This is a genomic window from Nannocystis bainbridge, from assembly GCF_028368995.1.
Taxonomy (GTDB): domain Bacteria; phylum Myxococcota_A; class Polyangia; order Nannocystales; family Nannocystaceae; genus Nannocystis; species Nannocystis bainbridge.
The window spans coordinates 1,747,497-1,773,133 of record NZ_JAQNDL010000003.1 but is presented as its reverse complement, the minus strand read 5'-3'; the positions used below and the strand labels follow the sequence as shown (position 1 = coordinate 1,773,133).

Sequence of the window (25,637 nt, the reverse complement as noted above, 5' to 3'; positions counted from 1 at the left end):
GTCGCCGTCGCCGTCGCACGCCGTCTTCTCTCCGCTCTCACACTCACACCAAAATTCGCCGTGAAACTCCGAGTCGCATCGCCCCGGGGGGAGCTCCGACGACGAGGTGGTCGCGTCGGAGCCGGAGGAGCCGTCGGGCGACCGCGTACAGGACGCCATGAAAAGGAGCACTATCAGGCGTGGGCCGAGCATGATGCGAGATAGGGTGGCATGAATCGGCATGCGGGGACATTACGAATCGCCGGTAGTATCGTGGCGATTGCGGTGCGACCCCGCCCTCGTGGGGGGCGCACCGCTGCTCGCCTCACGAATGCATGCTCAGCCGCCGGTGATTGCGGCGAGGTGGGTGAGGAGCTCGCTGGAGCTCGGGTCGTTCGGATCGAGGCGGGTCTCGATCTTGCGCATGAGCTGCAGGTCCTCGCGGGTGAGCGCGTCGCGGGCTCGCTCGATCTGGGCGTTGTCGCGGCCGAGGGTGGCGAGGGCCCAGTCGAGGAGCTCCAGCTCGTCTTCGCCGCGTTCGCCGAGGCTGGCGAGCGCGCGGGCGAATTCCGGCGTGGCCCGCAGCGCGGCTGCGTTGGCCGAGTCGGGGGCGCGGACCAGGGTGAGGACGATGTTGGTGAGGCCGGTCCGGCGGTAGTCGGCGGTCCACATCGTGCCGAACTCCGGCGAGTCCTTGGCGGCCCGGAGGGCGGCGGCGAGGATCAGGGCCCGGGTCTCGTCGGAGCGGCTGCCGAGCTCCGGCCAGATCTCGTGGGCGAGGTGGTAGGCGGCGGCGGCCTCGAGGGCCCGCTCGGGGCCGTCGAATCGGCTCTGCGACTCGAGGTAGGTCCCGCGCACCAGGGTCGCCGCGGCGAGGGTCGGCCCGTGGCGGCGCCGGTCGAGCTTGGCGATCCGCCGGTCGAGGCGACCGAGCAGCGTGGTAAGCGTGGTCTGGACGTGCTCGTCGTCCTCGCCGCGGAGGTGACGCTCGCGGTGGACGTCGGCGTCGCTGGTGTCGAGGTTCTCGAGCCGCTCGAGGCGGGCGAGCAGCTCGCGCAGGCCCGCGACGTCCCCGGCGAGGTCGAGCCATTTGGCGTCGCCCTCGTGGGGGTCGGAGCTGCGCGGGGCGAGGGTCGCCGTCTGGCGGTGGAGGTCGAGCGCGCGCTGGACCAGCGGCTCCTCGCGCACGCGCTTGCGGAAGGCGTCGCGGGTCCGGCCGCGCCCCAGCGCTTCGAGCACGTCGGTCGCGTCGCCCAGGTCGAGCGGCAGGCGGTGGATGTCGACCCACTTCGACACCAGCGTCGCGGCCGCCAGTGATTCGACCGCGCTCGAGAGGTTGTGGAGGATGACCGCGCCGTCGGGGTCGAGGCGGCGGCTCTTCTCGAGCACGGCGACGGCGTCGTCGAGCATGCGGCGCTCGCCGGTGCAGTGATAGCGCTCGAGCATGGTCACCGCGGCGTTGTTGGCCGAGCTGCTGTCGGTCTCGGCCTCGGCGAGGTAGCCGGCGAGGACCTCGGCGAGCTTGCGATCGGCCTGCTCCCAGGCGCCCTTGGCCATCAGCTCCTGGGCCTCGATCGAGGCCAGCTTGCGGCGCACTGACGGGTCCTTGAGGTCGGCGCGCTCGACCCACGTGCGCTGCTCTTCGAGGCCGGGGGCGAGCAGCGAGCGCAGCATCGCCGCGTGCTCCTTGACCGGCGACGGCGACTCGGCGTGGAGCTTCTCGCTGAGCTCGCGCGAGCGCTCCTTCATGCCGAGGCCGCGGTAGGCATGGGCGACCTTCAGGGCGACCATCGGGTCGTTGGCCTCCAGCAGCGCCGCGAACTCGCGGTCGCCCTCGTCGCGCTTGCCGAGGCGGTGGTAGATCTCGCCGAGCCCGAGGTGATAGCTCGGCACGCCCTCGGCCTCGGCCTGGATCGACAGGAAGGTGCCCTCGGCGGCGTTGAGGGCGGCGGCGCGAGCGTCACCCTCGAGCCCGCTCGCGCGCTGCAGCTGGATGGTGCCGAGCAGCAGCGCGACCGGCACGACGTCGGCCGCGGCGGTGTAACTGGCGAGCAGCGGGGTGAGCTTGGGGCTGTCGCCGAGCTGCTGCTCGAGCCACTCGCTGAAGATGGCGCCCTGCTCCTGCTCGGAGGCGCGTTCGAGGCTGCGCTCGAGGTCGGACGGGAGGTCGCCGGCGCGGGCGCGGTCGACGAAGCGCTGGGCCTCCTCGGCGCGGGCCTCGAGGTAGACCACGCGCGCGTCCTCGAAGGCCGGGAGGCGATCGATCAAGACCTGGCGCAGCAAGGACTCGGCCTCGTCGACGCGGCCCAGATCGGACCACACGCTGGCGAGCGCGACCTGACCGGCGAGCACGAGGCGCCCGGGCTTGCCGAGCGCGCCCAGGGTCGCGTTCGCGGCCTCGAGCTCGCCGGCGCCGCGCTGGGCCTGGGCCAGGGCGATCGCGATCTCCTGATCGCCGGGCGCGGCGGCGAGGGCGGTGCGCAGCGCCTCGAGGTCGTTGCCGCCGAGCAGCTCGACGCGCGCCGAATCGGTGGTGCTGCCGCGAGCGGCTCGCAGGCGCTCGGTGGCCCGCTCCACCGCGTCGCCGAGGCCGCCTTGCTTGCGCGCGGGGCCGAGCCAGCGCTCGATGGCGTCGGCGAGCTCGAGCCACTGCGCGGGCCCGTCGTCGAGGCCGACGATCAGCGGTGCGGCGGCGGTGACGGCCTGCGGGTCGTCGGTGCTGGCGGCGTAGATCCGGACGGCCCGCAGCGGCCAGGCGTCGGCGATCCGGCCGGCGAGCGCGAGCCGCAGGGCCTGCTGACGTTCGGCGAGCCGCTCGCTCTCGGCGCCGTCGACCAGGCGACGGGCGTCGGTGAGGAGGCGGATCTGGGCGTCGACGGCCTCGTCCGAGCCCTCGCCGAGCCCGGCGGCGAGCGCCTCGATGCGGGCGATCATCGGCCGGGTGCCGCCGTCGCCGCGGAAGGGCCGCGGCAGGGCCTCGAAGCGACGGATGACCCGCTTGAGCCGCGGGACCTCGTCGACAGTGAGCGGCTCGGTGAGGTCGGCGGTGGCGAGGCGCACGATCGCCTCGATCGCGGGCAATGCAGCGTCGACGCTGGCCTCGGGGTGCTCGGCGAGCGCGGCCTCGTAGCGGGCCAGCAGCGCCTCGCTGTCGGCGCCCGGCTCTTCGCGCTGGATGTCACCGATCGCGGCGCCCAGGCGATAATCGGGGGAGCCGAAGTACTGGGTGGCGGCGATCGAGAGCGCGCCGACCAGGATCGCGGCGAGGAAGGCCCAGCGCCAGATCTTGGTGGTGCGCGAGAGCGGCTCGCGGTGGAGGAAGTAATGGCCGTCTTCGGCGGCCGCGACGCGATAGGCGTCGACTGGGCACAGCGGGATAAAGATGAGGGTGGCGTAGCGGGTGGTCACATAGGTGCCGTCGCTGCGATGGTCGCGATCGCCGAGGACCCGCACGCCGCAGCCGTTGAGCGAGAAGAGCACGGGGGCGCTCTTGAGCGGCTCAGGGGCGTCGGCGATGAGCCGGGCCGAGGCGACGAGCGTCGGCAGCAGGGCGAGGCCGATGAGCCTGCGCGCGAGCTGGCGGGCCTCGTCGCGCCGCTTGTGACGCAAGAGCCACCAGGCGCGAATGAGCTGGGCGAAGTTCTCGAGGTCGCGGACGCCCTCGGCGGCGAGCGTGCCAGCCTCGGTGCCGGCGCCGAGCCGGGCAGCGGCGGCGACGGTGGTGCGGGCGGCGTCCTGCTCGCGGGCGGCGTAGAGGAGACCGGCGGCGTCGCCCAGCACGTCGGCGCAGAACTGACGAATACGCGGGCCGTCAGCCTCGGCGGCGGCAGCGAGCGCAGCCTCGGCGGCAGGCAAGATCTCGGTCTGGACGAGGCGACGGACCTCGCCGAGCTGCCTTTCGTGGGCGCCCCAGTCGTTGCGCAGCGGGGAGGGATCGAGGTCGTCGGCGCGGAGGAGGTCGGCGAGGGCGCCGACGCTGGCGACGAATGCTTCAAGGCGCGGATCGATCGAGTCGGAACTTTCGTGCGGATCCATGGCGTGTCTCCAGGGCAGCGCGGCGAGGTCGAGCCGCGTCCGCCAGCGGCGGAGTGTCGCACGATCGAGGGAGGGGAGGTTGCGAGTCGACCAGTGAATCCTGCAGCGTAGGTCGCCGCGGAGCCGGTGGGGGGACAGGGACATACAGGCGCGGCAGGCTGTGAACGGGCCGCCGTACGATGTTCACAGGGGCGAGCGTCATGCACGGTGGCCGCTGGAGTCGAGGACGTCGAAGCTCGGCGATCTGCCGGGCCGGGCCCGGAGCGAGGGTCAGGGCTGACTTCGAGGCGCCCGGGCTCGTGGGGATCGACGATGCGGGCTGCTCGGCCGCGCGCTGACGTTCGCGAGAATGAAGGGAGCGGCGAGATGGGGTCCATGCATCGCTGGGAGGAGTCAGGCTCGCGTGATCGTCGGGATCGCGCGAGACTTCATCGCTGGTGATGCGTCTCGGCGAGGCGGGCGATTGTGTAGAGTCCGATATCCCGCGACGTTGTGAATGTTGACACCGGTGCTGCCGGACCTATGAACATTGTGAATCGCGATATGCGCCGCCGGAGGTTGGCTGCGCTTCACGGTCGCGTGATTTGCGAGGCCCCGGTATCGACGAATCGGGCCCGAGCGTCGGCTGCGCCGCGCGGACAGCTGTCGGAACGTCACCTCGCGCGCAGCGCGTGCTCGAGGGTCTGGAAGCAGGGCACGGCGCCGAGGTCGAGGCTGGCGGCGAGGATCGCGTGGACGAGGCGGGGGTGGATCCCGCTGAGGGCCGGGGCGATGCCCTGGAGGCGGAGCACGCGGACCAGGCGGAGCAGGCCCTCGGCGGCGGCGTCGTCGACGTCGGCGGCGCCGGTGAGGTCGAGGACCACGCGGGCGGTCCGCTCGGCGGCGGTGCGCTCCATCAGCGCCGCGAGGGCGACCTCGACGCGCTCGCGGTCGAGCTTGCCGATCAGCGGCAGCGCGAGCACGCCGTCGCCGACGCGGATCACCGGCGCGGCGAGGTTGCGCAGCTCCTCGGCCTGGGCGGCCAGGAGCTCGCGGCTGCGCTCGAGCTCCTCGACGTGGGCGCGGCGCTCGGCGATGTCGCGCTGGGTGACGAGCACGCCGGGGTTGCCGGTGACGGGGTCGAGCACGGCGCGGGCTTCGGTGTCGTACCAGCGCTCGCCGCCGGTGGTGCGGATCCTGGCGTCGTTGCGCCAGACGGCGCCGGCGGCCACGCTGGCGCGGATCTCCGCGACCTGGGCCGGGTCGGCGAAGCCGGCGAGCAGCTGATCGTGGGCCTCGCCGGGGCCGATGGAATCGCCGAGGGCGCGGATCGCCGCCGGGTTGCGCAGCAGCGCCTCGCCGCTCGTGGCGTAGTACGAGACGAGCTCGCCGATGTTGCGCAGCGCCTCGTAGCCGCGGCGCTCGGCGGGGTGGATCTCCTCGGCGGCGAGCGGGCGCGCCTCGACCAACATCGCCAGGCGCGCGGGCTGGTCGCGGCCGTCGGCGATGAAGATGCCCGAGGCGCGGCACTCGGCGACGACGGGCCCGGCGCCGTCGGGATAAAAGGTCCAGCGCTCGGTGGCGACCTCGCCGCGCTCGAAGCGGCGGCGCAGGCTCTCCATGCGCGTCAGGGTGGCCGCCGACGGGGGATGCAGGGCGTTGCGACCGATCCACTCGGCGAGCGAGGGCGAGTTCCAGGTCGCCAGGCCGGCGCGGTTGCACCACCACCGCGCGGCCTGAGGGAGCTCGACGATCCACGTCGGCGTGCGCAGCCGGTCGAGGACGAGCAGGTCGGCAGGAGTGCAGGGCGTCGGGTCGAGGTCCATGCGCGAGGCCGAAACCCTGGCATATCCCCGCGGCGTTGCCGAGGTCGTAGGATGCGTGGGGGCGCGCGTTGCGCTGCGAGGGCGCAGGTGTGGCCGCGGACCCGCTCCCGCCGGCCCGAACGCCTGTCCGCTTGCGTGATGCTGCGAGCCGGACACGCGATGAACTCCAGGTCGAGGGAGATCGCGGTCATGCGATTGGCTCGCGGTCACACGGTCGAGGATTCGTCGCAGTGATCCAGGATGTATGACGGGGGCGAACGCCGAATACGTGAGCGCTTCATCGAGCGTGAGGCGGACACGCGCGCGCCCGGCGACGGTGCTCGTCGGGAAGCGAACGCGCTCGAGCGCATCACCGAGCGGGGGCTGACCGTGCTCGGTGCCAGCAGCGCCGTATCACGTGGCGCCGAGCAGCCAGTTGCCCGGCGCGTTCGGATCCACGCTCAGGTAGAATTCGACGATCGCCTGCCGGAACTCGGCATAGCTGATCTCTCCGCTGCCGTCGCGATCGAGCCGTTTGAACGCTTCGGTCGAGGTCGTCGGGGGCACGCCCAGCGCGTCGTACATGCGCACGTATTCTTCTCGCGAGAGGCTGCCATTGCCGTCGCGGTCGAGGGCCGCGATGAGCCCGTCGGCGATGCCGCCCACGGCGTTCTCGAAGTTTTGCGGGGCGATGATGCTGGAGTGCATGATGCGGAGGAATTCTGCATTCCCGATCTTCTCGCCCGGCGTGCCATCGCTGGCCGCCAGCAGGAGGTCCCACCAGTGCATGAAGGCCCTCGTCATGGCTGCCTTGTTCTTGTGGTCGTCCTCGTCAGCCACCGCGGTGAAGACCTCAGCGATCTTCTCGAAGTCGTCTCGGGTGAGCCATCCGTCGCGGTTCTGGTCGAACCATGTGAACACGTAATTGAACTTCTTGACCTGCAGATCCATCGTCATGACAAGACCTCTACTCGTTTGATTTGACCCGAGTCGGGCTCGCGTATCGAACCCGCCTCGACATGGGGCGCGCGGTGACCGCAGTACAGCATCTCATCGATCGCCGCAAGTGGTTTGGAAAGGTGCGAGGGATCACCACAGCGGAGCAGCAGAGCCCGGTACCTGCATCCACTGCAGCTTGTCGTCGTGGTGGCAATCTGCAGTCTTTCGGATCGAATGCCTCGTGAGCCCGCGGCCATCCGCCTGCGAGCACCTCGCCGAGGAGTGAATCTTCAGGGCGTCGACCGGACCGGCGTGTCGTTCGTCAACGCTCGCGGCGAAACGAGCAGCTATCCGCACAGGCAGCCTGGGTGGCTTTCGCGGTCGACAGGAACGTGCGCGCGGATGGCCGTCGTGCTCTGTCGTCCGACTGGGACTTCATGAATTTTCGCGTCGCTGCGCGGAACAGGCCGTCGATCGTCCGGTGCGTGCGCGCCTTCGCCTCGGGTGAATGGCTAAGGTGCTTCCATGTCCTCTCGCCGGATCTCCTGTCTTTCGACCTGCATGACGATCCTCGTCGCTGCGGCGGGCCTCGTCGTCCCGCGCGGGGCCGCGGCGCAGCAGGTCGTCGCTTCCGACTGCAACCTCGACTTTACCAACGTCTACAACAAGGGCGACGCGGTGTGCGTCACGGGTGACCTCGACTATGTCCCGCCGAGCAAGATCTTCGCCGAGGCGTACATCTACGTCATCCCGCTCGGCAGCGCGAGCCCGTTCGCCGACGCCTCCGGCGCGCCCAACTACATCATCGCCACGCTCGGCGCCGGCGGCTTCATCGACGAGTACGTGTGGTTGCCGCCGCTCAAGAGCGGGCAGTACGAGTTCGTGATCGACAATCACCCGTTTTGGCTCGACGACGGCGCGCCGTTCGATCCGGGCAAGGACCTGCGGACCGGCCTCGCCTTCACCGTCAGCACCGCGCCGCTGGTCTACAGCGTCGATCCGACGATGATCAAGGCCGAGGCGGTCAAGGGCGTCGAGATGGCGCTGGGGATCCGTATCCTCACCTCGACGCTGGCGGCGATCGATTCGATCTCGACGGTGGTCGACTGGTCGATCGGCTTCGGTCAGGGCGGCGGGATCGCGGGCGGGCTGCTCGGCATCTACTGCAACGCGACCGGGACCGACTGTCCGACCTCGTACAACTCGGCGGTGATCACGATCGGCAACAAGATCTTGAACGGGATCGCCGACTCGCTCGAGAAGAAGTTCTACGCCATCATCGCCGACCCGCCGGACCCGGATTTTGCGGCCCCGGTGGCGCTCGACGTCGGCGAGATCGTGGGGCTCGGGTTCCCGGCCACGCCGGGCGCCGAGCACCCGTTCGCGCGCGGGCAGGTCGAGCTCGCCAACCTGATCGCGCTGCAGAGCGCCGCGTACACCTCGCTGGTGCCGAGCATGGAGAAGGCCCAGGGCGCGTTCGCGGCCGGCAACGGCCTCGGGATGCTGATCCAGTCGGAGAAGGTCAAGGCCTACGCCGAGCTGGCGATCGCCGCGGGCGAGCGGCTGGTGGCCGCGGCCGACGCCTTCGAGGCTCACCTCGTCGGCGCCGGGATCGCCGACGCCGGCTACGCCAAGGACAGCTTCAACGCCGCGCTGCAGGGCTTCAAGGACGGCGGGCCGTCGGCCGGCGACACCGCCTTCCTGCGCTCGTTCGGGCTGTCGGACACGGAGATCGCCGAGGCGGTGGCGGTGATGCAGGGCTGGGCGCCGGTCGACGACGACCTGACCTACGGCGCGCTGGTCGAGCGGGCGCGCGGCAGCTACCTGGCCTTCAAGCCAGCTTTGCTCGACCTCGTGGCCCAGGCCGACGCGGCGATCGCCGAGAACGAGGCCGGGGTGCTGCGGCCCGGGCCGAAGCTGACCGTCGCCGCGCCGGCGCCGGGCAAGGTCGGCGAGCCGGTCCAGCTCACCGCCCAGACCGCGCATTTCGACCCGCAGGCCGCGCTCACCTACGCCTGGGACCTCGACCTCGACGGCGAGTTCGACGACGCCGCCGCCGCGCTCGCCGACTACGTGCCGACCGCGCCCGGTGTGCAGCTGGTGCGCGTGCGCGTCAGCGACGGCAAGCTCGTCGATTATGCGTATGTCCTCGTCGACGTGACCGTCGCCAACGCTCCGCCCGAGGTCACCGCATTGACGCCGTCCGAGCCGGCGCCGTTCGCCGACGTCGGCGACGTCGTCGGGCTCCACGTCGAGGCGATCGACGCCGACGACGATCCTGTGACGATCGCGTGGACAGTCGACGGCGCGCCGGCGGGCGCCGGACTCGACCTCGCGTTCGTGATGCCGGACGAGGAGGCCCACTGGATCCGCGTCGTCATCGCCGACGACGACCCGCGCAGCCCGGACGTGGCGATCACGCGGGTGATCCGGGCCAAGAAGTGGGAGTCGATGAGCGGCGAGACCGACAGTGACAGCGGCAGCAGCGACACCGACGATCCGACCACCGCCGGGACCGAGGGGACCGAGGGCACGGGCGGCGATACGAGCGGGGGCACCGACGCGACCACGGGCGAGGCGCCGACCACCGGCGGGACCGGCGGGGGGCCGGGCGGCACCGGGGCGACGCAAGGCTCGGCTTCGACGGGCGACACCGGCGAGGGCTCGGACAGCGGGACCGGCGGCACGAACAGCGAGGGCGGCTGCGGCTGCCGCACCGGAGATCCAGCGCAGGGGCTGGCGTTCGGGTCGCTGGTGCTGCTGGCGCTCGGGCGCCGGCGACGTCGCTGACGAACGCGCGGAGGCTTGGCTCTCGGGCGGAGGCTCGGCTCTCGAGCGTCTGCGCGAGAAGCGGCGGGGGTGCTCGTGTGGTGGACCGGTGGCGGCGCTGACGAACGCGAGCGGGCGCGCTCGGGCGGCGGCCAAGACCGCGGCGCTCGGCCCTGATGGCGTGCAAAAGTCGACGAAGAGATCCGAACTGACCCCTACCACGCCCAAGTCTCGCGCAGTTGACGCTGGTCGTCCGGCTTCGGGTTTCGGAGGTTCTTCGGCGCCGGCTCCGCGGAGGTGCAGGCCCTGTGAGAACTGTGCGCTGCCCCAGAACCCGCACCTCGCAGGGCTTGTTGGCGCAGAGGCCATCGGCGATCATGGGGCGAACATGAACGGGGATCCCCTCCACGCATTTTTGTCTGGGCCCTTCAACAACCCGGAACAGCGGGGCCTTTCTCATTGGAAGGAGCGCAAGTGAACCCCACGAACTCGGTGCCGGCGGTCGGCGCGCGACCGATACGGTGGCTGCACCTATCGGACTTGCATGTCGGGGGGCGCGGAGAGGCCCAGTGGTGGCAAGTGCTCGAAGATTTCTGGCGCAGCCTCGACATCGAGCTCGGCAGGCTCGGGGCACCAGATATGGTCCTCTTGACAGGTGACCTGACGAACCGCGGTGCGCGTGAGGAGTTCGAACAGCTAACACAGTTTCTCGAGTCGCTCCTAGCGAAGTTGCCGAGAGCCGAGGATGGCCTGCCGCCGCTCATCGTGCCGGTGCCAGGCAATCACGATCTGGCGCGACCAGTCAAGCGCGAGGCATTGACGTATCGCGTGCTCCGCGACTACGAGCTGGGTCGTGGAGATCCGGATGTTGCGGCAGTGATGGACGATCTTTGGGAGGCATCGGATGCGTCGTTCATTAAACCTCTGTTTGCGAACTATGTCGAATGGTTCGACCATTATGTCAAACCGCAGGCCATTCGACCAGGGGTGAAGCTACACGCGTCATTTTTTCCCGGTGATTTCTGGCTGCAAGTGGCGCTGCCGGGTCGGTTTCCGCTGGGAGTCATCGGACTCAACTCGGCGTGGTTGCAGGTCCATAGCGGCGATTACGCGGAGAAACTGGCGGTGCCAGTTGAGCAGTTTCAGGCGTCGCTGCCGCGGACTGCAGGGCACTCGCCGCTGACGGCACTCACCTCGGTACACCGGGCGCTGCTGCTCATGCACCATCCGCGGAACTGGCTGTCGAAGTCAAGCCGGCAGGACTTCGATGGGAGCATCTACCCTGGCGATCGCTTCGTCGCCTGCCTCCACGGGCACATGCACGAGGCCGGCGCAGTAAACCTGGCGCACTTTGGCGGTGCGCCACGCTGCTTCTATCAGGCACCGTCGCTGTTCGGCCTCGAACAGTACGGCACTAAGCACGAGTCGCGGCTCTTCGGCTATACGTGGGGGCAGCTCGAAAGTACTGGGGACCTACGGGCATGGCCGTTGAGGTGGCTGCGCAAGGGGGACGGAGTCGGGGCGTTCGAGCGCGACCCCTTCTTCCACTGGAACGATGCAGGTGGGGTTTTGCTGCGCAAAGGCGACGGCAGAGCCTATGTACCACCGCGATCGTCGGGGCCGATCGCGGTGAGCCCGGCCGCTGCTAGCGTCGGCGAGCCAGCGGCAATTCTGGCGTATCGGACATGGCTCTTGCGACAAAGGCAAGGGGTCGAGCTGATCGGTGTCGGCGGCGGCGACATGCAGCTCGACCTCGACTCGGTGTACGTGCCGCTGCGCGTGCAAACGCTGGCGAATGCTGAGCACGATGCATTCGGGTCGGGAGATATAGACCTGCAGGAGGGCCGGCGACGACCGAAGGCACATAGCGAGCATGAGCGCAAGTCGTCTGGTCGACGGGGCGATCGCAGCGTTGACGGTACGTGGACCCGAAGGGCGCCACAAGAGCGCGCCGAACTCGCACACGAGGCGCTAGCCTGCTGTGAGTTCGAGGTCGACGCGCTCTTCCAAAAGCTCGAGACGCCGCACGCACTAATTCTGGGGTCACCGGGGTCGGGCAAGACGACGGCGTTGCACAAGTTGCTGCACCGGTGCGTGCGCGAAGGCGGCAAGGCGCTGGGGCTGCGGGATGGTGTGGTGCCGGTGGCGCTCCGGCTGCGCCGCTTCCACACGGACCGGGTCGGGCAGTCGCTCGCGGGATGGCTCTCCGACGAACTCGTCGAGCGTTCGGGCGGCGAACTGCCGGCGGCGCTTGGCGCCGAGCTGTGGCGACACGGGCGCCTGCTCCTGCTAGCGGACGGGCTCGATGAGATCGCCGACGAGGCGCTGCGAGCAGAACTATGCAAGCAGCTCATGGTTCAACTCAGCGGTTCCGAGGCCGTGGATGTGCGCGCCGTGGTGTCGTGCCGCCACGCCGGTTATCGCAAAGATGTACGACTCGACAAGCGTTTCGCACGGCTCGACCTGCGGCCGCTCAGCCCCGAGCAGGTTCGAACATTGGTGCAGCTGTGGTTCGAGGAAGCTGGGCGCGTGATGACATCGGTTTCGGCGGTCGAGGCCGCGGCACGAGCGGGGGGATTGATCGCCGCGATCGAGAGCCCAGGGTTCTCGAGTCAGCGGCTTAAAGTAATGGTCAGCACACCACTGCTGTTGACCCTGCTATGCGTGATCGTCAACCAGGGGCGCGAGATGCCGCGCAACCGCGCCGCCTATTACGAGGAGTGCCTACGAGTCCTTCTCTTGCGCTGGGGGCAATCGAAACAGCAGATAGCGCCGCTTGATTTCGACTCTGCGATGGCGGTGCTGCGTTCCCTGGCGTTCGAGCTGCACCGGTCGGGTGAGCGAGACGCGTGGGTGCGGGCAAAGCTGGCGCTGCATATAAATCAGCGATTGCGAGCGCTCGGCAAGCCGGGCAACAACGGGCTCGCGGTAGTGGAATGGCTGTACCGCGGCGCGGGAGTGCTGAAGGAGTTCGCGGCAGAGCACTTCGGGTTCTTTCACCTCGGGGTGCAAGAGTTTCTTGCAGCAGCGCACATCGCCGCGGTCGGAGAGAAGCGCGACGACGAGACGACCGAACTGCCGCTCGACATGCTCGTTCGGCATCTCGACAGAGGAGACGACACGTGGTGGATCGAGGTAACTCGGCTGCTGGTGGCTTTGCCAGGTCGCTCAGTGTATGCGCCGCTACTTCAACGAGTCTTACGCTCACCAGCGCGAGAAGTGCATGGCGGCCTAGTCGGGGACCTGCTCGAAGAAGCTGCCGAAGCCGACCCAGAGCCGCTCATCACACGGCTTCACGAGAAAATCCCTGCGAGTGAAAGGGTAACGCTTCTGCGCCTGTTGCGGAAGTTCTCGGGCGACCCGCGCGTAAGCGACGCGGCGAAGCAAGAACTCGCAACGACAACGGATGAGACCGTCCGGGTGCTTGCGGGGCAACTCTGCGAGGAGGCGCCAGGTGAGGGGCGGGCGCTGGTACTGGTGTTTACGGCGACACAACGGCGTACGGCGGAATCGCTTGCGCTGCAGCTTACAGGGAACGGAGTGTCTGTCTGGAAGGACAGAAAGGGACAGCTCCTAGACGCACTTGACCTGCAGAGTGAACTAGACATGGCATTGGCTGCCGGGTGTGGCGTGGCTGCACTGTGCGACCAGACGGGGCCAGCATGGGCGACGGAGGCAGCCGCCAGTTGTATGTCGCTGTTCGCCGATGCAGAAAAGGCTGTCGCCTGCGTGGTGCTGCCGAAGAGTACAGTGGCCGCGCAGTTGCCGCCCGGAGCGACGCTCATCAATCTGCAGCGGCGAGACGGGCTCAGCGAGTTGCAGCGGTGGCTCGCTCGGGCGCAGCCGCGCAGAGGGCGAGGCATTGTCGTCAACGAGCCGTTCATCGAGCCTGTGACGGGGATTCGCTTCCTGTGGTTACCGGGGGGACCGTTCGAGATGGGGGAGAAGGGGATAGCCGAAAAGGGAGTAGCTGATCCTATACACTGGGTACAGGTCTCGCCGTACTGGCTCGCCGAAACGCCTGTGACGAACGCGCAGTATGGAGCGTTCCTCGCAGCGAACCGGGGGCATTCGGAGCCGCAAATGTGGCGAGACGAGCGGTACGCTGGCGACACGCGACCGGTCGTGACGGTAAGTTGGGACGACGCGATCAAGTTCTGCGCTTGGTTATCGACCCACCCGGCGCTAGTTACCGCTGGAGTGCGGGTGCAGTTGCCCAGCGAGGCACAGTGGGAGTTCGCAGCAAGGAGCACAGACGGGCGACGCTATCCGTGGGGAAACGACAAGCCGGAGGCCAGCCGGGCTGTTTTTGGCCGAAAGTACGACGGGCCTCTGACGACCGCGCCGGTTGGTTCGTGCCCGGCCGGGCGGGGGCCCTTCGGACATCTCGACCTGATCGGAAACGTTTGGGAGTGGTGCCTCGACGATTGGGAGGCGAAGGCGTACGAGGGGCGTTCGGGTCAAAGGAGCGTCGACCCGGTTGTCAAACACCGGAGGACTGAGGAGCGGGCGCTGCGCGGTGGGGGGTGGGCCCTCGACAAAGCGCGAGCGGCCGCTACGCGAAGCGGAGATGTGTTCTGGAGTTACTCCAACAATCGCGGTTTTCGCGTAGCCGCTGTGCTGGCCAACCATTGAATAAGGATCCACCTCGGTCGCGTGAGGTCCTCGACGATTCGCACGACTGAGGTCCTCTTGTAGGTCTAAGGTAACCGGCGTCACGGCGCAGCGCGCCAGACGCTAACGACATAAGGCTGGCCCCGTGGCGAGGTTCCCATCGCCCACGCCTGCGTTTGAGCTGCGGACCGTCGACGGCGAAGCTGGCGAACGCGAGCGGGGCGCTCGGGCGCCTGTGCTCGTGCGGTGGACTGCCGGGGGCGGCGGTCGCCCGCTGTGGGCTCGGGGGTGCCGACTCGACGCTTATGGCCCTTTGCGCAAAACGTCCTTTGTAGCGTGCTTTTAATAACATGTCACAAAGGACGTTTTGCGAGACCGCCGGCTCAGCCCGCGCCGAGGTCGGGCGCGCGCGGGTGCGGGGATTGGCCGTACGGGCTGCGGGCGGCCCAGGTCTCGAACTCGACCGGGTCGTGGGCACACAGCACGCGGACCGCCTCGCCGTGCTGATACACCAGGTCGCGCAGGCGCTGTTGATTGGCGAGGCGGGCTCGTCGGTCGACCTCCATCATCGTCTGGTAGGCGCGCAGCCCGACCGGGCAGCGCGGGTGCTCGGCGTTCAGCTCGCCGCGGTAGAAGTACGCGTCGCCGGCGTGCAGCAGCCAGCCTTCGTCGGTGTGCACCGCCACGCCCGCGTGGCCCTCGGTGTGGCCGACCAGCGGGACCAGCAAGATCTCCGGCGGCAGGCCCACCAGCGCTCGCACGCACGCGAAGCCGAGCCACTCCTCGCCCTCGCTCGGCGCGTAGGTCTGCCACGCGCCGGCCGTCCCCCACTGCTGCGGGCGGTAGCGGCCGCGGGCGAGCGGGCTGGCCCGCCGCTGGGCGGCGTGAGCCTCGTCGGCGAGCAGATGTACCTGGGCGTGCGGGAAGTCGGCGAGCCCGCCGGCGTGGTCGAAGTCCAGGTGGGTCAGGAGGATGTGGCGCACGTCGCCGCGCGAGAAGCCGAGGCGCTCGACCTGCCGCACCGCCGTCTCGTGCTCGTCGAAGCGGGGCCGCATCATGCCGACGAAGAAGCGGCTGAGGCGAGGCACCGGGTCCCGGATGTCCTCGAGGCCGAGGCCGGTGTCGACGAGGACCAGGCCGCGGTCCGTCTCGAGCAGCAGACAGTGGCAGGTCAGCCGGGCCGGGCCGGGCTCGTCGGCGGGCTTCCCCATCAGCCGCCCGCCCCAGGGGCACATGGTTCCACAGTTGAGGTGATGAATGCGCAAGGCGGCCTCCGTCGCTCAGGTTGACGGCGAGGGTCGAGGCGGCAACCTCGAGGCGAACCTCTGGAGCAGGAGGCGCCGCCGGAGCAGAGGTGGCGTCCGCGCGCCCGCGTCGGCGCAGGCGGCGACCGCCGCGAATCGGTCGAGGCCGGTATGATGATTCGATGACGAGGAAATACCCTGGACATTTGCGACGAGAGCGGGCTCGGCGTCGATTCGAGGGTGTGATGATTTCTGCGGAGTGGCGCCGAATGCGCCGATTCCCGGGGCATGCGATCGCCCAATTCAGAAGGAGCGCGAAACCGCGCATTCTGCGCCTGCGCCTCGCAGGGCTCCCCTTTTAAAAGGAAGTTTGCGGCTGCATCGTCGGGTCGCGGCGAATCACACCGGATCGATTGGCCGCGACTCCGATTGCGTGCAACCCACGGCGTGCATGCGAGCGCACGACCGTCCGCCGTCGCCGCCGGAGATCGATCGGCGCCTGCAATTCCACCGCGAGCAATGGTTGTTGTTGCCGCTGATGTTCGCAGTGCCGATCGTGGCCGCGCTGGGTCTGCTCGGCGGGCCGCGCCAGCGCGAGGAGATCGATCTGCGAGGGGTCGGGCTGGCGGTGGAGTTCGCGCCGCGTGAGCACCTCGAGGACTGGGGCCACCTGCGCGTCACCGTCGTCAATCGTACGTCGGGGCCGCTGACGCGCGCGCAGGCCGAGTTCAGCCGCGGCCTGCTCGAGGCGGTGGCGCGGCCGTCGTTTCAGCCGCCGCTGGCCCGGATCGACGGCGACTGGTACGTGGTCCCGCTCGGCGACATGGCGCCGGGGGCGACCCGCGCGGTCACCCTCGATTATCGCAGCACCGCCGCCGGCGCGCTCACCGGGGCGGTGCGCGTGCGGGCCGGCGAGGCGGCGCTGGCCGAGCTGCCGGTCCACCTGACCGTGTTGCCGTGAATGCGAGGAGGCCGCATGGAAACCGTCATTCGCATCGTCATCCTCTACACGGTCATCATCGCCGGCCTGCGGATCCTCGGCAAGCGGGAGTTCGGCCAGCTGTCGCCGGCCGAGCTGGTCACGCTGCTCATCGTCCCCGAGATCGTGTCACCGGCGCTGGTGCGCGACGACCCGTCGCTGACGAACGCGATCGTCGGCACGACGACGCTGTTCTCGCTGGTGTTCGTGGTCTCGCTGCTGATGCACCACGTGCGCCCGCTCGAGACGGCGATCTCGAGCTCGCCGACCCTGCTGGTCAGCGACGGGCGATTTTTGGCCGAGAACATGAACAAGGAGCGCATCTCGCCCGACGAGATCTTCACCGAGATGCGCAAGGTGGGCCTCTACGAGCTGGCCCAGGTGCGCTGGGTGGTGCTCGAGACCGACGGCAAGCTTTCGGTGATCCCGCGCGAAGGCGCGGGCGGCCACGCGAGCGGCGAGAGCTCGAGCTCGGTCGGCGGCGGCTGACCGCGAGGGCAGACTATGTTCATTGTGTGGCTCACGCTCTGGGCCCTGCTCGCGGGCGACGACGAAGCGCGCCGCGTCGACCCCGACCGGCCCACGATCACGAATTCGACCGCGACGGTGCCGCGCGGCGCGGTCCAGATCGAGGCTGGCGTCGATGCGCAGGTGTACGGCCGCGCCGATCATGACGAGTTCCTGGTAGCGACGCCGCTGGTGGTCCGCATCGGCCTGCACGAGCGGGTCGAGCTGCGCGTGTTCGACGGCGATCCGGTGCGCTGGGGCCTCGGGCAGGCGGCGGTCCGGCAGCAGCAAGAGATCTCGATCGGGGCGAAGATCCTGCTGGTCGAACGCGACAGCCGCACGAAGACTTCGTTCGGGCTCCAGCCACAATTGCTGCCGGTGCCGCCGCTCGGTCCGGCGTCGTTCTGGGCCCCGCTGCCGGCGCTGGTGCTGCTGCTGACCGTCGAACCCGGCGAGTGGAATTTCAGCGTCAACGCCGGCGTCAAGACGGCCCCCGCGGATACCGGACGTTGCTGCGAGATCAGCGACCTGTTCGCAGTGTCCGTCGCGCGCACCCTCGCCGACCAGCGCCTGCGCCTGTGGGGCGAGGCGTACGCCCGCCTCGATTTCCCCCACACCGAGCTCGCCGAGCTCGCGGGCGACGGCGGCTTGATGGTCCACCTGCACCCACGCGTGGCGCTCGACGCCGGCGTGCTGGTCGGTCGCGCCCGTCGCACGCTGGTGGTGGCGATCCTCGCGGGGCTGTCGGTGCGGTTCGGTGGGCGCTGAGATGAGGGTGGCGCGTGGAGGTCGCGTGGCTCCTGGATCCACGACGCGAGTCGTCCATGATCCGTCGGTGGTCGCGCGATGACACGGTGGTGGGCGCGGACCACGACTGCCGCGATTCGCGACCTGCGCGGCGCTCGCCGGCTGACGGAGTGCGCGACCGCTCGCCCATCGCGCTTGCGGCTCAGACCGCCTCGGCCTAGCCTCCTCCTCGCATGGTCGCCCTTGCGCCGCGTTCTGCCGACTCCAACCGCCGCGCGTGCGGCCGGACCTGCTCGCCAGCGGTGCGCGCGAATCGATGATGCGCCAGGACGACGACGAGCTCGCCAGAGAGCGCGAGCGGCTGCAGATCACCCTCGCCAGCATCGGCGACGCCGTCATCAGCACCGACGTCGACGGTCGGGTCACGTACCTCAATCCGGTCGCCGAGGCGCTGACCGGCTGGAGCGGGGCCGCGGCCGCGGGGCGCCCGCTCACCGAGGTGTTCCACATCGTCCACGAGTACACGCGCCAGCCGGCCGAGAACCCGGCGCTGAGGGCCCTGCGCGAGGGGATCGTGGTCGGGCTGGCGAATCACACCTGTCTCATCGCTCGCGACGGCGTCGAGCGCCCGATCGACGACAGCGCGGCGCCGATCCGCGACGCCGCCGGCAAGCCCGTCGGCGCCGTCCTCGTGTTCCGCGATGTCAGCGAGCGCCGGCGGTCCGACGAGGCCAGCTCGCGCCTGGCGGCGATCGTCGCCTCGTCGCAGGACGCGATCGTCAGCAAGACGCTCGACGGCGTCATCCGCACCTGGAACGCCGGGGCCGAGCGGCTGTTCGGCTGGACCGCCGCCGAGGCCGAGGGCCACCCGATCACCATGCTCATCCCGATCGAGCGGCTCGACGAGGAGCGGCAGATCCTGGCCCGACTGGTCCGCGGCGAGCGCATCCAGTCGTTCGAGACCGTGCGCGTGGCCAAGGACGGGACGCTGCTCGACATCTCGCTGACCGTCTCGCCGATCTTCGACCCCGAGGGCCGGATCATCGGCGCGTCGAAGATCGCCCGCGACATCACGGCGCAGAAGCGGGCCGAGGCGGCGCTGCGGGCCAGCGAGGGCCGCCACCGGTTCCTCGCCGAGCTCGCGGCCGCGACCCAGCCGCTGACCGAGCCCGACGAGGTCCTGACGGTCACGGCCCGCCTGCTGGGCGAGTACGTCGGCGTCGACCGCTGCGCCTACGCCGAGTTCGACGCCGAGGGCGAGGAGCCGGCGTTCGTGATCCTCGGCGATTACACGCGCGGCGTGCCGAGCATGGTCGGGCGCTGGCCGGCGGCCGGGTTCGGGCCGAAGTTGCAGGCGGTGATGCAGGCCCACGAGCCGTTCGTGATCGACGACGTCGAGCACGACCCGCGCGTCGGCACCGACCTCACGGCCTACCGCGCCGCGCGCATCGGCGCCGGGGTGTGCGTGCCGTTGCACAAGCAAGGCCAGTTCATCGCCACGATGGCGCTGCACGCCCGGGACCCGCGGCGCTGGCAGGAGGACGAGATCACGCTGCTGCGCACGGTCGCCGACCGCTGCTGGGAGGCGCTCGAGCGGACTCGCGCGGCCCGGCGGCTGCGTGACAGCGAGGCCCGCTACCGGGCGATCGTCGAGGCCACGCCGGAGTGCGTCAAGCTGCTCGGGCCCGACGGCACGCTGCTGCAGATGAACCCGTCGGGCATGCGCATGGTCGAGGCCGACGAGGCGGTGGTGCATGGCCGCTCCATCTACGACGTGATCGCGCCCGAGGACCGCGAGGCCTTCCGCGCCTTCAACGACCGGGTGTGCCGCGGCGAACCGGGTCACCTCTCGTTCGACATCGTCGGCCTCGCCGGCACGCGGCGGCACATGGAGAGCACGGCGGTGCCGCTGCCGGCGCCCGACGGCGGCTGGCACCACCTGGCGGTCAGCCGCGACGTGACCCAGCGGGCGGTCGCCGAGCGGGCCCTGGCCGACAGCCGCGCGCGCCTCGATTTCGCGGTGCGCCTGTCGGGCGTCGGCTTCTGGTACTGCGACCTGCCGTTCGACGAGCTGCAGTGGGACGCGCGGGTCAAGGAGCACTTCTGGTTGCCGCCGACGGCCCGCGTCACGATCGGCATGTTCTACGAGAAGATCCACCCCGAGGACCGCGAGCGCACGCGCGCGTCGATCGAGGCGTCGATCGGCGACCTCGGGCCCTACGACATCGACTACCGCACGGTCGACCCCGCCTCGGGCGCGATCAAGTGGATCCGCGCGCTCGGCGGCACGGTTTGCGGCAGCGACGGCACGCCGATCCGCTTCGACGGGGTGACCGTCGACATCACCGAGCGCAAGCACGACGAGCAGCGGCTGGCCCTCGCGTTCGAGCGCGAGCGCGAGCAAGGCCACATGCTGCGCCAGGTCGCCGACGCGTCGCTGGCGATCCACTCGGTGCAGTCGCTCGAGAGCGTGCTCGAGACCGTGGCCGCGGAGGCGCGGCGGATCATCGGGGCCAGTCACGCCTGCTCGAGCCTGCACGGCGGCGGCGACGAGTCGGCCGGCCCGCTGGCGGTGACGAGCACCGGCGAGGGCGTGCGGCGCGAGTACGGGGCGCCCGCGGGCGTCGGGGTGCTGGTCGACCTGGTGAGCCGCAGCCAGCGGCCGCTGCGGCTGGCCGCCGAGGGCCCGGCGAGCGGCAGCGGGGGGCCGCGGCGCTGGCTGGCGGCCCCGTTCGTCGACCGCCAGGGCGACAACCTCGGGCTGGTCCAGCTGTGGGACGACCGCGACGGCGGGTTCGGCGACAGCGACGAGGTGATGCTGGTCCAGCTGGCGCACATCACCTCGGTGGCGATCGAGAACGCCCGCCTCAACGCGGCGCTGCGCGAGCAGGACCGGCGCAAGGACGAGTTCCTGGCGCTGCTGGCCCACGAGCTGCGCAACCCGCTGGCGCCGATCCGCAACGGCCTCGAGGCGCTGCGCCTGACCGACGACCCGGCGGTCCAGGAGCACTCGCAGGCGGTGATGGACCGCCAGCTGGGGCACATGGTCCGGCTCATCGACGACCTGCTCGACGTGTCGCGGATCAGCCGCAACAAGATGGAGCTGCGGCGCGGCCGGGTGATGCTGGCCGACGTGGTCAACGCGGCGATCGAGACGGCGCGGCCGTTCATCGACGCGGCCCGCCACACGCTCGAGGTCTCGCTGCCGCCGCGACCGGTGGCGCTCGACGCCGACCTGACCCGGCTGGCGCAGGTGTTCAGCAACCTGCTGACGAACAGCGCCAAGTACACGCCGCCGGGCGGAAAGATCAGCCTGACGGCCGAGCGCGGCGAGGGCGAGGTGCGGGTGGCGGTCCGCGACGACGGGATCGGGATCCCTCAGGCGGCGCTGACGAGCATCTTCGACATGTTCTCGCAGATCGATCGCTCGATCGAGCGCTCGAACGGGGGCCTGGGGATCGGGCTGGCGCTGGTGAAGGGGCTGGTCGAGATGCACGGCGGGGCGGTGACGGCCGACAGCCCGGGGCCAGGGCGAGGCAGCACGTTCACGGTGAAGTTGCCGGTGTCCGAGCCGCAGCCGCAGCCGGCGAGCCCGCGGCAAGCCGGCAGCGAGCGCGCAGGCGGCGGCCGACGGGTGCTGGTGGTCGACGACAACGAGGACTCGGCGCTGACGATGGCGATGATGCTGCGGCTGCTCGGTCACCAGGTCGAGACGGCGCACGACGGGCTGGTAGCGGTGGCGGCGGCGCAGACGTTCCAGCCCGAGGTGATCCTGATGGACATGGGGATGCCGCGCCTGAACGGCTACGACGCGACCCGGCAGATCCGCCAGCAACCGGGCGGCGAGGCGATTCGCATCATCGCCCTGACCGGCTGGGGCCAGGACAGCGACCGCGCGCGCTCCAAGGCCGCCGGCTGCGACCTGCACCTGGTCAAGCCGGTGCCGATGGCCGAGCTGAAGAAGCTGCTGGCAGAGTCGTCGCCCGGGAAATAGCGACAGTTTTGAATGGGGGGAGCTGCGCGGGGCAGCTCGGTGGGCGAATCATGCGAGAGGGGCCCGGGTGAGTCGCCGGAATGGTGGCAGTGGGTCGGCGGAGTCGGGGGCTCCGAGTGCGCGCCCGAAGCGGTGTGTCCACCACTCCGGGCGAGCTTGACGGTGATGGCCGCGGGATAGCGACAGTGAACTGGCGGATCTCGGAGCTCGCGGGCCGCGGTAGAGGGATCGAAGCCGTGGATTTTCGAGAGGGGGCTGCGCGGGCTCCGCCGCTCGCTCGTGCGCGCGTGGAGGCCGGCGCTGCGGCGTAGCGAGCGCCCGGGGGCTGGCGCGGGGGCCCTGTGTTTGTCACGAGAACGGGGCCATGGCGCGGCGGGCGAACAGCGACGACGAGGCGACGGCCGGGCTCGAGGCGCTGTACGCCGCGCCGCTGGACGAGTTCACCGCCGAACGCGACGCGCTGGCCAAACAACTGCGTGCGGCGGGTGACAGCGCCGGGGCGACGCGGGTCAAGGCGCTGCGCAAGCCGAGCACGGCGGTGTGGACGGTCAATCAACTGGCCCGCCGCGAACCGGCGCGCATGGAGGCGCTGCTGCGCGCCGGCGAACGCCTGCGCGAGGCCCACGGGGCCGCGGGGCTGCGCGCGGCGATGCAGGCGCACCACGACGTGGTGTGGGAGCTGCTGCAGCGGGCGATCAACGTGCTGGCAGAGGCGGGCGTGCGCACGCCCGGCGACCACCTCGACAGCATTCGCATCACCCTGCAATCGGCGCCGACGGCCAGCGAGCACGAACGCGAGCTGCTGCGCCGCGGGACGCTGGCGACCGAGCTCGAGCCGGCCGATGTCGCGGACGTGATGCAGATGCTGGAGGCGCGCGCCGGCGGGGCGGTGCGCGAGGAGGAAGCGGAGCCGGCGCGAGGGAAGCGTGGGGCGAAGGCGGAGCGAGCGGAGGAAGAGGAGGACGAGGAGGTAGCGAAGCCGGCGCGAGGGAAGCGTGGGGCGGAGGCGGAGCGAGCGGAGGAAGAGGAGGACGAGGAGGAAGCGAAGCCGGCGCGAGGGAAGCGTGGGGCGAAGGCGGAGCGCGCGGAGGAAGAGGACGAGGAGGTCGCGAAGCCGGCGCGAGGGAAGCGCGGGGCGAAGGCCGGGACGAAGCGCGGGCGGGCGAAGCCGCCGGCCCGTCGCGTCGACCGGTCAGCGGAGAAGGCGGCACGGGCGGCGGAGAAGGCGGGGCGCGCGGCCGAGAGCGCCGAACAGCGCCGGCGCGAGAAGGCCGAGCAGGCGGAGCGCCGGCGCAGTGAGCAAGCCGAGCGCAAGGCGCTGGAGACCCTGCGCAGCGCGCTCGAGAAGGCGACGCGAGAGGCGAAGCGTCAGGCGCAGCAGGCGAAGCGCGCCGAGACGGCGGCGCGAGCGGCCGAACGCGCGGCGCGAACGGCCGAACGCGCGGCCGAGGCGGCGAGGCAACGCGCGGACAAGGCGGAGCGCGTAGCCGAGGCGGCGCGCTCGCAGGCCGAGGAGGCCGAGGAGGCGCGGACGGCCGCGGCGAGCGAGCTCGAGGCGGCAGCGCCCAAAAGCAAGCGCGGGAAGTCTCGGCGGGCTCGCTGAGAGTGGGATGATTCGTCGGGCTGGGCGGGTCCGCGGAAGTGGAGCGATCGGCGCGTCCGGCAGGCTCGCGGGTGTCTTGTGATTGGCGCGTATGCGGCTTCGTGGAGTGGTTCGGCGCGCACCGAGGTGTGATGATTGCTGCGCCGGGCGAACTCAGGGCTCGCGGAAGTGAGGCGATTCGCTGAGCGGGGCGGGCTAGCGAGAATTGGTAGATTCGCAGCCGAAGCGTGGCCGAGGGGCGATGATCGGCGGCGGCGGTGATTCGAGGGGCTCGCTCGAGTGTTGGGATTTTCTCGGCCGGCTCAGGTCGAGCGCCGGCGATGCTTTTTATAGAGCTCGTCGCGCCAGCTCAGCAGGTCGGCGTATTCGCGGACCAGCGCGGGCTGCGTCCACGCGGCGCGGGTCGCAGGGTCGAAGGGGACGAGGTCGTCGGCGACCGGCTGCACGCCCTGCAGCAGGGTCGCAGCGGCGATGTCGGCGTAGCTGAAGCTGCCGAGCAAGTAGGGCGAGCTGGCGGCGAGCCCGGCCCGCACGGCTTCGAGGCCCTCGCGCTGCTGGGCCGCGTGGGGGGCCAGGTCCGCGAGCGAGAGGCCGTACTTGCGCGCGAACCATTGCATGGCCTGACGATTGACCGGCCGGAGCAGGCGCCGGACCCAGCCGGGCATCGGCGGCGGCATCGAGGCGTCGAGCGCCGCGGGGTCGCGCAGCATGGCCGCGATGGCCATCGCTCGCCCGCTCTGCATGGCCGCGTCGGCGACGGCGGTCCAGCGGCGGACCTCGTCGAGCCGGCCCTCGGGCAGCAGCGGCGCCCCCGAACCGAGCCGCTCGACGTGACGCGCGATCTCCCACGAGTCCGCGATCACCAGGTCGCCGTCGATAAGCACCGGCACGGTCGCCGGCCCGTCGCGGCGCCCGACCAGCCGCCGGAGCTTGCGCTCGCCGATCACCGGGACATGCTCGACCCGGGTATGCGCGAAGCCGTGATGGTCGAGGACCCACCGGGCCCGCTCGGACCACGGCGAGATGGGGAGGTGCAGGAGGGTGGCGACCACGTGCAGGATGTATCACCCTCGCGGCCGGCTTCCCACCGCGGGTGCGTCCAGACGACGCAGGTTCGGTCGTGACCGGGGGCGCGGCGCATGTTCGACCTGTCCCAAGAGACATTTATGTTTTTTGGGATCTTCGTTTTCGAGCCGGGAGCGACGACTCGCCGATCGGCCCTACCGACCTGATCGAGTTCTCCGCGATCGACGCGTCGACGCCGGGCGATGGTTCGTTGCCCCCTGGCGGGTGACGGGCCTCGATCCGGGAGCGACGACTCGCCGATGGACCCTAACGGCCCGATTCTCCGAGAGCGACGAGCGGACGCCAGGCGGTGGTTTGTTGCCCCTGGCCGGCGACGGGCCGTCCGAAGGTCGACGCTGCCTCGCGAGTCTGCCATCCTCGGGGCGCATGACGCCCGGCGAATCGGTGACGCGCGTGGAGGCTCTCGGGCGCGAGCTCGCCGTTTCGCTCGAACCCGACCGGCGGCAGATCTTGCAAGACGAGCCCGTCTATCTCTCGTTGCAGGTGCGGCTCGTCCGCGGTGAATCACTCATCCTCATCGAGGGCGGCGACTACCGCAACCACCTGGGACGGCCCGAGAGCTACGCGCTGACTGCGACCGACGTGGAGCGAGGGCGCAGTCTTCCGATTCGCGACGCCGGCCCGCAACTGGGAGGTGTCGTCGGCGGCCGGCGTATTTCAGCCGACAGGCCGTTCCGGAGGCGTTTGTTGCTCGCCCATTGGGTCCGCTTCGACGCCGCCGGCGCCTATCGGATCGCGGTCGACAAGCAGCTGCGATGCGCCGAGGAGCCGTGGTCCGCGGCGAGTATGCGCGAGTCCGCGGCGGAGGTGCGCGTGCAGGTCGCGACGAAACTCGAGGTCCGTCCCTCCTCGCCGGCCGAGCGGGGTGCGATCATCGACGAATGGGGCGGGCGAATGCTGGCCGCCGACGACACCGCGTGGCGAGAGGCCGACCAGGCGCTCGCCACGATCGAAGACGATCGCGTGGTCGCTTATTATGTGCGGCTGCTGCAGGGCCGCGGGGAGCGGTCGTTCGTGGCGCTGAAGCGGCTCTGTCCCCACGCGACGGACGAGGCGGTGGAGGCTCTCGGCCAGGCGCTCGCCGAACCGATGTACCGCACCTACGAGCTCGTGCGCGGGCTCGGCGAAAACCGGCATCCACGGGCGCTGGAGCTGCTGTGGTCGTTGCGCGGCGATGAAGCGGCCAACATCCGCCTCGCCGTGCTTCAGGGCCTGTCCCGGCGGCACCCGGCCGATGGCGGCGAGCGGATGCGGGCATTCCTCGCGGACCCGGATCCCGACGTGCGCGAGGAAGCGAGGCAGCTCCTGGAAGCGCTCGCGAGCGAGTCGTAGGCGCGTGCTGCCCAGGTCGCCGTGG

13 protein-coding genes are annotated in these 25,637 nt (G+C 70.4%); 8 read left to right on the top strand and 5 right to left on the bottom strand.

The window, feature by feature from the left end; all coding sequences use genetic code 11:
* Window positions 1-318 precede the first annotated feature (318 nt).
* From POL25_RS32265 to POL25_RS32255, 3 genes are all read right to left on the bottom strand, one after another.
* The gene (locus tag POL25_RS32265) at window positions 319-4,014 is read right to left on the bottom strand and encodes a tetratricopeptide repeat protein (protein WP_272090129.1); all 3,696 of its coding nucleotides are present in this window, start codon (window positions 4,012-4,014) and stop codon (window positions 319-321) included.
* Window positions 4,015-4,667: 653 nt separating this feature from the next.
* Complete coding sequence (locus POL25_RS32260) at window positions 4,668-5,819, bottom strand: STAS domain-containing protein (protein WP_272090128.1); 1,152 nt, start codon at window positions 5,817-5,819, stop codon at window positions 4,668-4,670.
* A 393-nt stretch (window positions 5,820-6,212) separates the two neighbouring features.
* Window positions 6,213-6,755: an EF-hand domain-containing protein gene (locus tag POL25_RS32255; protein WP_272090127.1), complete on the bottom strand. Its 543-nt coding sequence runs from the start codon at window positions 6,753-6,755 to the stop codon at window positions 6,213-6,215.
* A 507-nt stretch (window positions 6,756-7,262) separates the two neighbouring features.
* Here POL25_RS32255 and POL25_RS32250 point away from each other — a divergent pair.
* Window positions 7,263-9,527 (top strand): MYXO-CTERM sorting domain-containing protein, encoded by a 2,265-nt coding sequence (locus POL25_RS32250; RefSeq protein ID WP_272090126.1) that lies wholly within the window; start codon window positions 7,263-7,265, stop codon window positions 9,525-9,527.
* A 453-nt stretch (window positions 9,528-9,980) separates the two neighbouring features.
* Window positions 9,981-14,141, top strand: a complete 4,161-nt coding sequence (locus POL25_RS32245; RefSeq protein ID WP_272090125.1) for an SUMF1/EgtB/PvdO family nonheme iron enzyme — start codon at window positions 9,981-9,983, stop codon at window positions 14,139-14,141.
* 362 nt (window positions 14,142-14,503) lie between these two features.
* On the opposite strand, the gene POL25_RS32240 is transcribed toward POL25_RS32245, so the two are convergent.
* Window positions 14,504-15,385, bottom strand: a complete 882-nt coding sequence (locus POL25_RS32240) for an MBL fold metallo-hydrolase (protein WP_373372121.1) — start codon at window positions 15,383-15,385, stop codon at window positions 14,504-14,506.
* 430 nt (window positions 15,386-15,815) lie between these two features.
* Here POL25_RS32240 and POL25_RS32235 point away from each other — a divergent pair, with 430 nt between their 5' ends.
* From POL25_RS32235 to POL25_RS32215, 5 genes are all read left to right on the top strand, one after another.
* The gene (locus POL25_RS32235) at window positions 15,816-16,325 is read left to right on the top strand and encodes a hypothetical protein (RefSeq protein WP_272090123.1); all 510 of its coding nucleotides are present in this window, start codon (window positions 15,816-15,818) and stop codon (window positions 16,323-16,325) included.
* Window positions 16,326-16,340: 15 nt separating this feature from the next.
* Complete coding sequence (locus POL25_RS32230; protein ID WP_272090122.1) at window positions 16,341-16,832, top strand: DUF421 domain-containing protein; 492 nt, start codon at window positions 16,341-16,343, stop codon at window positions 16,830-16,832.
* A gap of 24 nt (window positions 16,833-16,856) precedes the next feature.
* A complete protein-coding gene (locus tag POL25_RS32225) occupies window positions 16,857-17,618 on the top strand; it encodes a transporter family protein (protein ID WP_272090121.1) in 762 nt (253 codons plus the stop codon).
* A 256-nt stretch (window positions 17,619-17,874) separates the two neighbouring features.
* The gene (locus tag POL25_RS32220) at window positions 17,875-21,591 is read left to right on the top strand and encodes a PAS domain S-box protein (RefSeq protein ID WP_272090120.1); all 3,717 of its coding nucleotides are present in this window, start codon (window positions 17,875-17,877) and stop codon (window positions 21,589-21,591) included.
* Window positions 21,592-21,955: 364 nt separating this feature from the next.
* The gene (locus POL25_RS32215) at window positions 21,956-23,194 is read left to right on the top strand and encodes a hypothetical protein (RefSeq protein ID WP_272090119.1); all 1,239 of its coding nucleotides are present in this window, start codon (window positions 21,956-21,958) and stop codon (window positions 23,192-23,194) included.
* A gap of 302 nt (window positions 23,195-23,496) precedes the next feature.
* Here the strand turns inward: POL25_RS32215 and POL25_RS32210 are convergent, their stop codons facing one another.
* Window positions 23,497-24,246, bottom strand: a complete 750-nt coding sequence (locus POL25_RS32210) for a glutathione S-transferase family protein (RefSeq protein WP_272090118.1) — start codon at window positions 24,244-24,246, stop codon at window positions 23,497-23,499.
* Between the two features lie 400 nt (window positions 24,247-24,646).
* On the opposite strand from POL25_RS32210, the gene POL25_RS32205 reads away from it, so the two are divergent.
* Window positions 24,647-25,612, top strand: coding sequence for a HEAT repeat domain-containing protein (locus POL25_RS32205; RefSeq protein WP_272090117.1), 966 nt, complete (start codon window positions 24,647-24,649; stop codon window positions 25,610-25,612).
* Window positions 25,613-25,637: the final 25 nt, after the last annotated feature.

What these genes read in the sequence shown, in the direction of transcription:
- POL25_RS32265 (WP_272090129.1), bottom strand. Translation starts at nt 4,014, where the DNA reads ATGGATCCGCACGAAAGTTCCGACTCGATCGATCCGCGCCTTGAAGCA.
- POL25_RS32260 (WP_272090128.1), bottom strand. Translation starts at nt 5,819, where the DNA reads ATGGACCTCGACCCGACGCCCTGCACTCCTGCCGACCTGCTCGTCCTC.
- POL25_RS32205 (WP_272090117.1), top strand. Translation starts at nt 24,647, where the DNA reads ATGACGCCCGGCGAATCGGTGACGCGCGTGGAGGCTCTCGGGCGCGAG.
- POL25_RS32250 (WP_272090126.1), top strand. Translation starts at nt 7,263, where the DNA reads ATGTCCTCTCGCCGGATCTCCTGTCTTTCGACCTGCATGACGATCCTC.
- POL25_RS32215 (WP_272090119.1), top strand. Translation starts at nt 21,956, where the DNA reads ATGGCGCGGCGGGCGAACAGCGACGACGAGGCGACGGCCGGGCTCGAG.
- POL25_RS32230 (WP_272090122.1), top strand. Translation starts at nt 16,341, where the DNA reads ATGGAAACCGTCATTCGCATCGTCATCCTCTACACGGTCATCATCGCC.
- POL25_RS32235 (WP_272090123.1), top strand. Translation starts at nt 15,816, where the DNA reads ATGCGAGCGCACGACCGTCCGCCGTCGCCGCCGGAGATCGATCGGCGC.
- POL25_RS32255 (WP_272090127.1), bottom strand. Translation starts at nt 6,755, where the DNA reads ATGACGATGGATCTGCAGGTCAAGAAGTTCAATTACGTGTTCACATGG.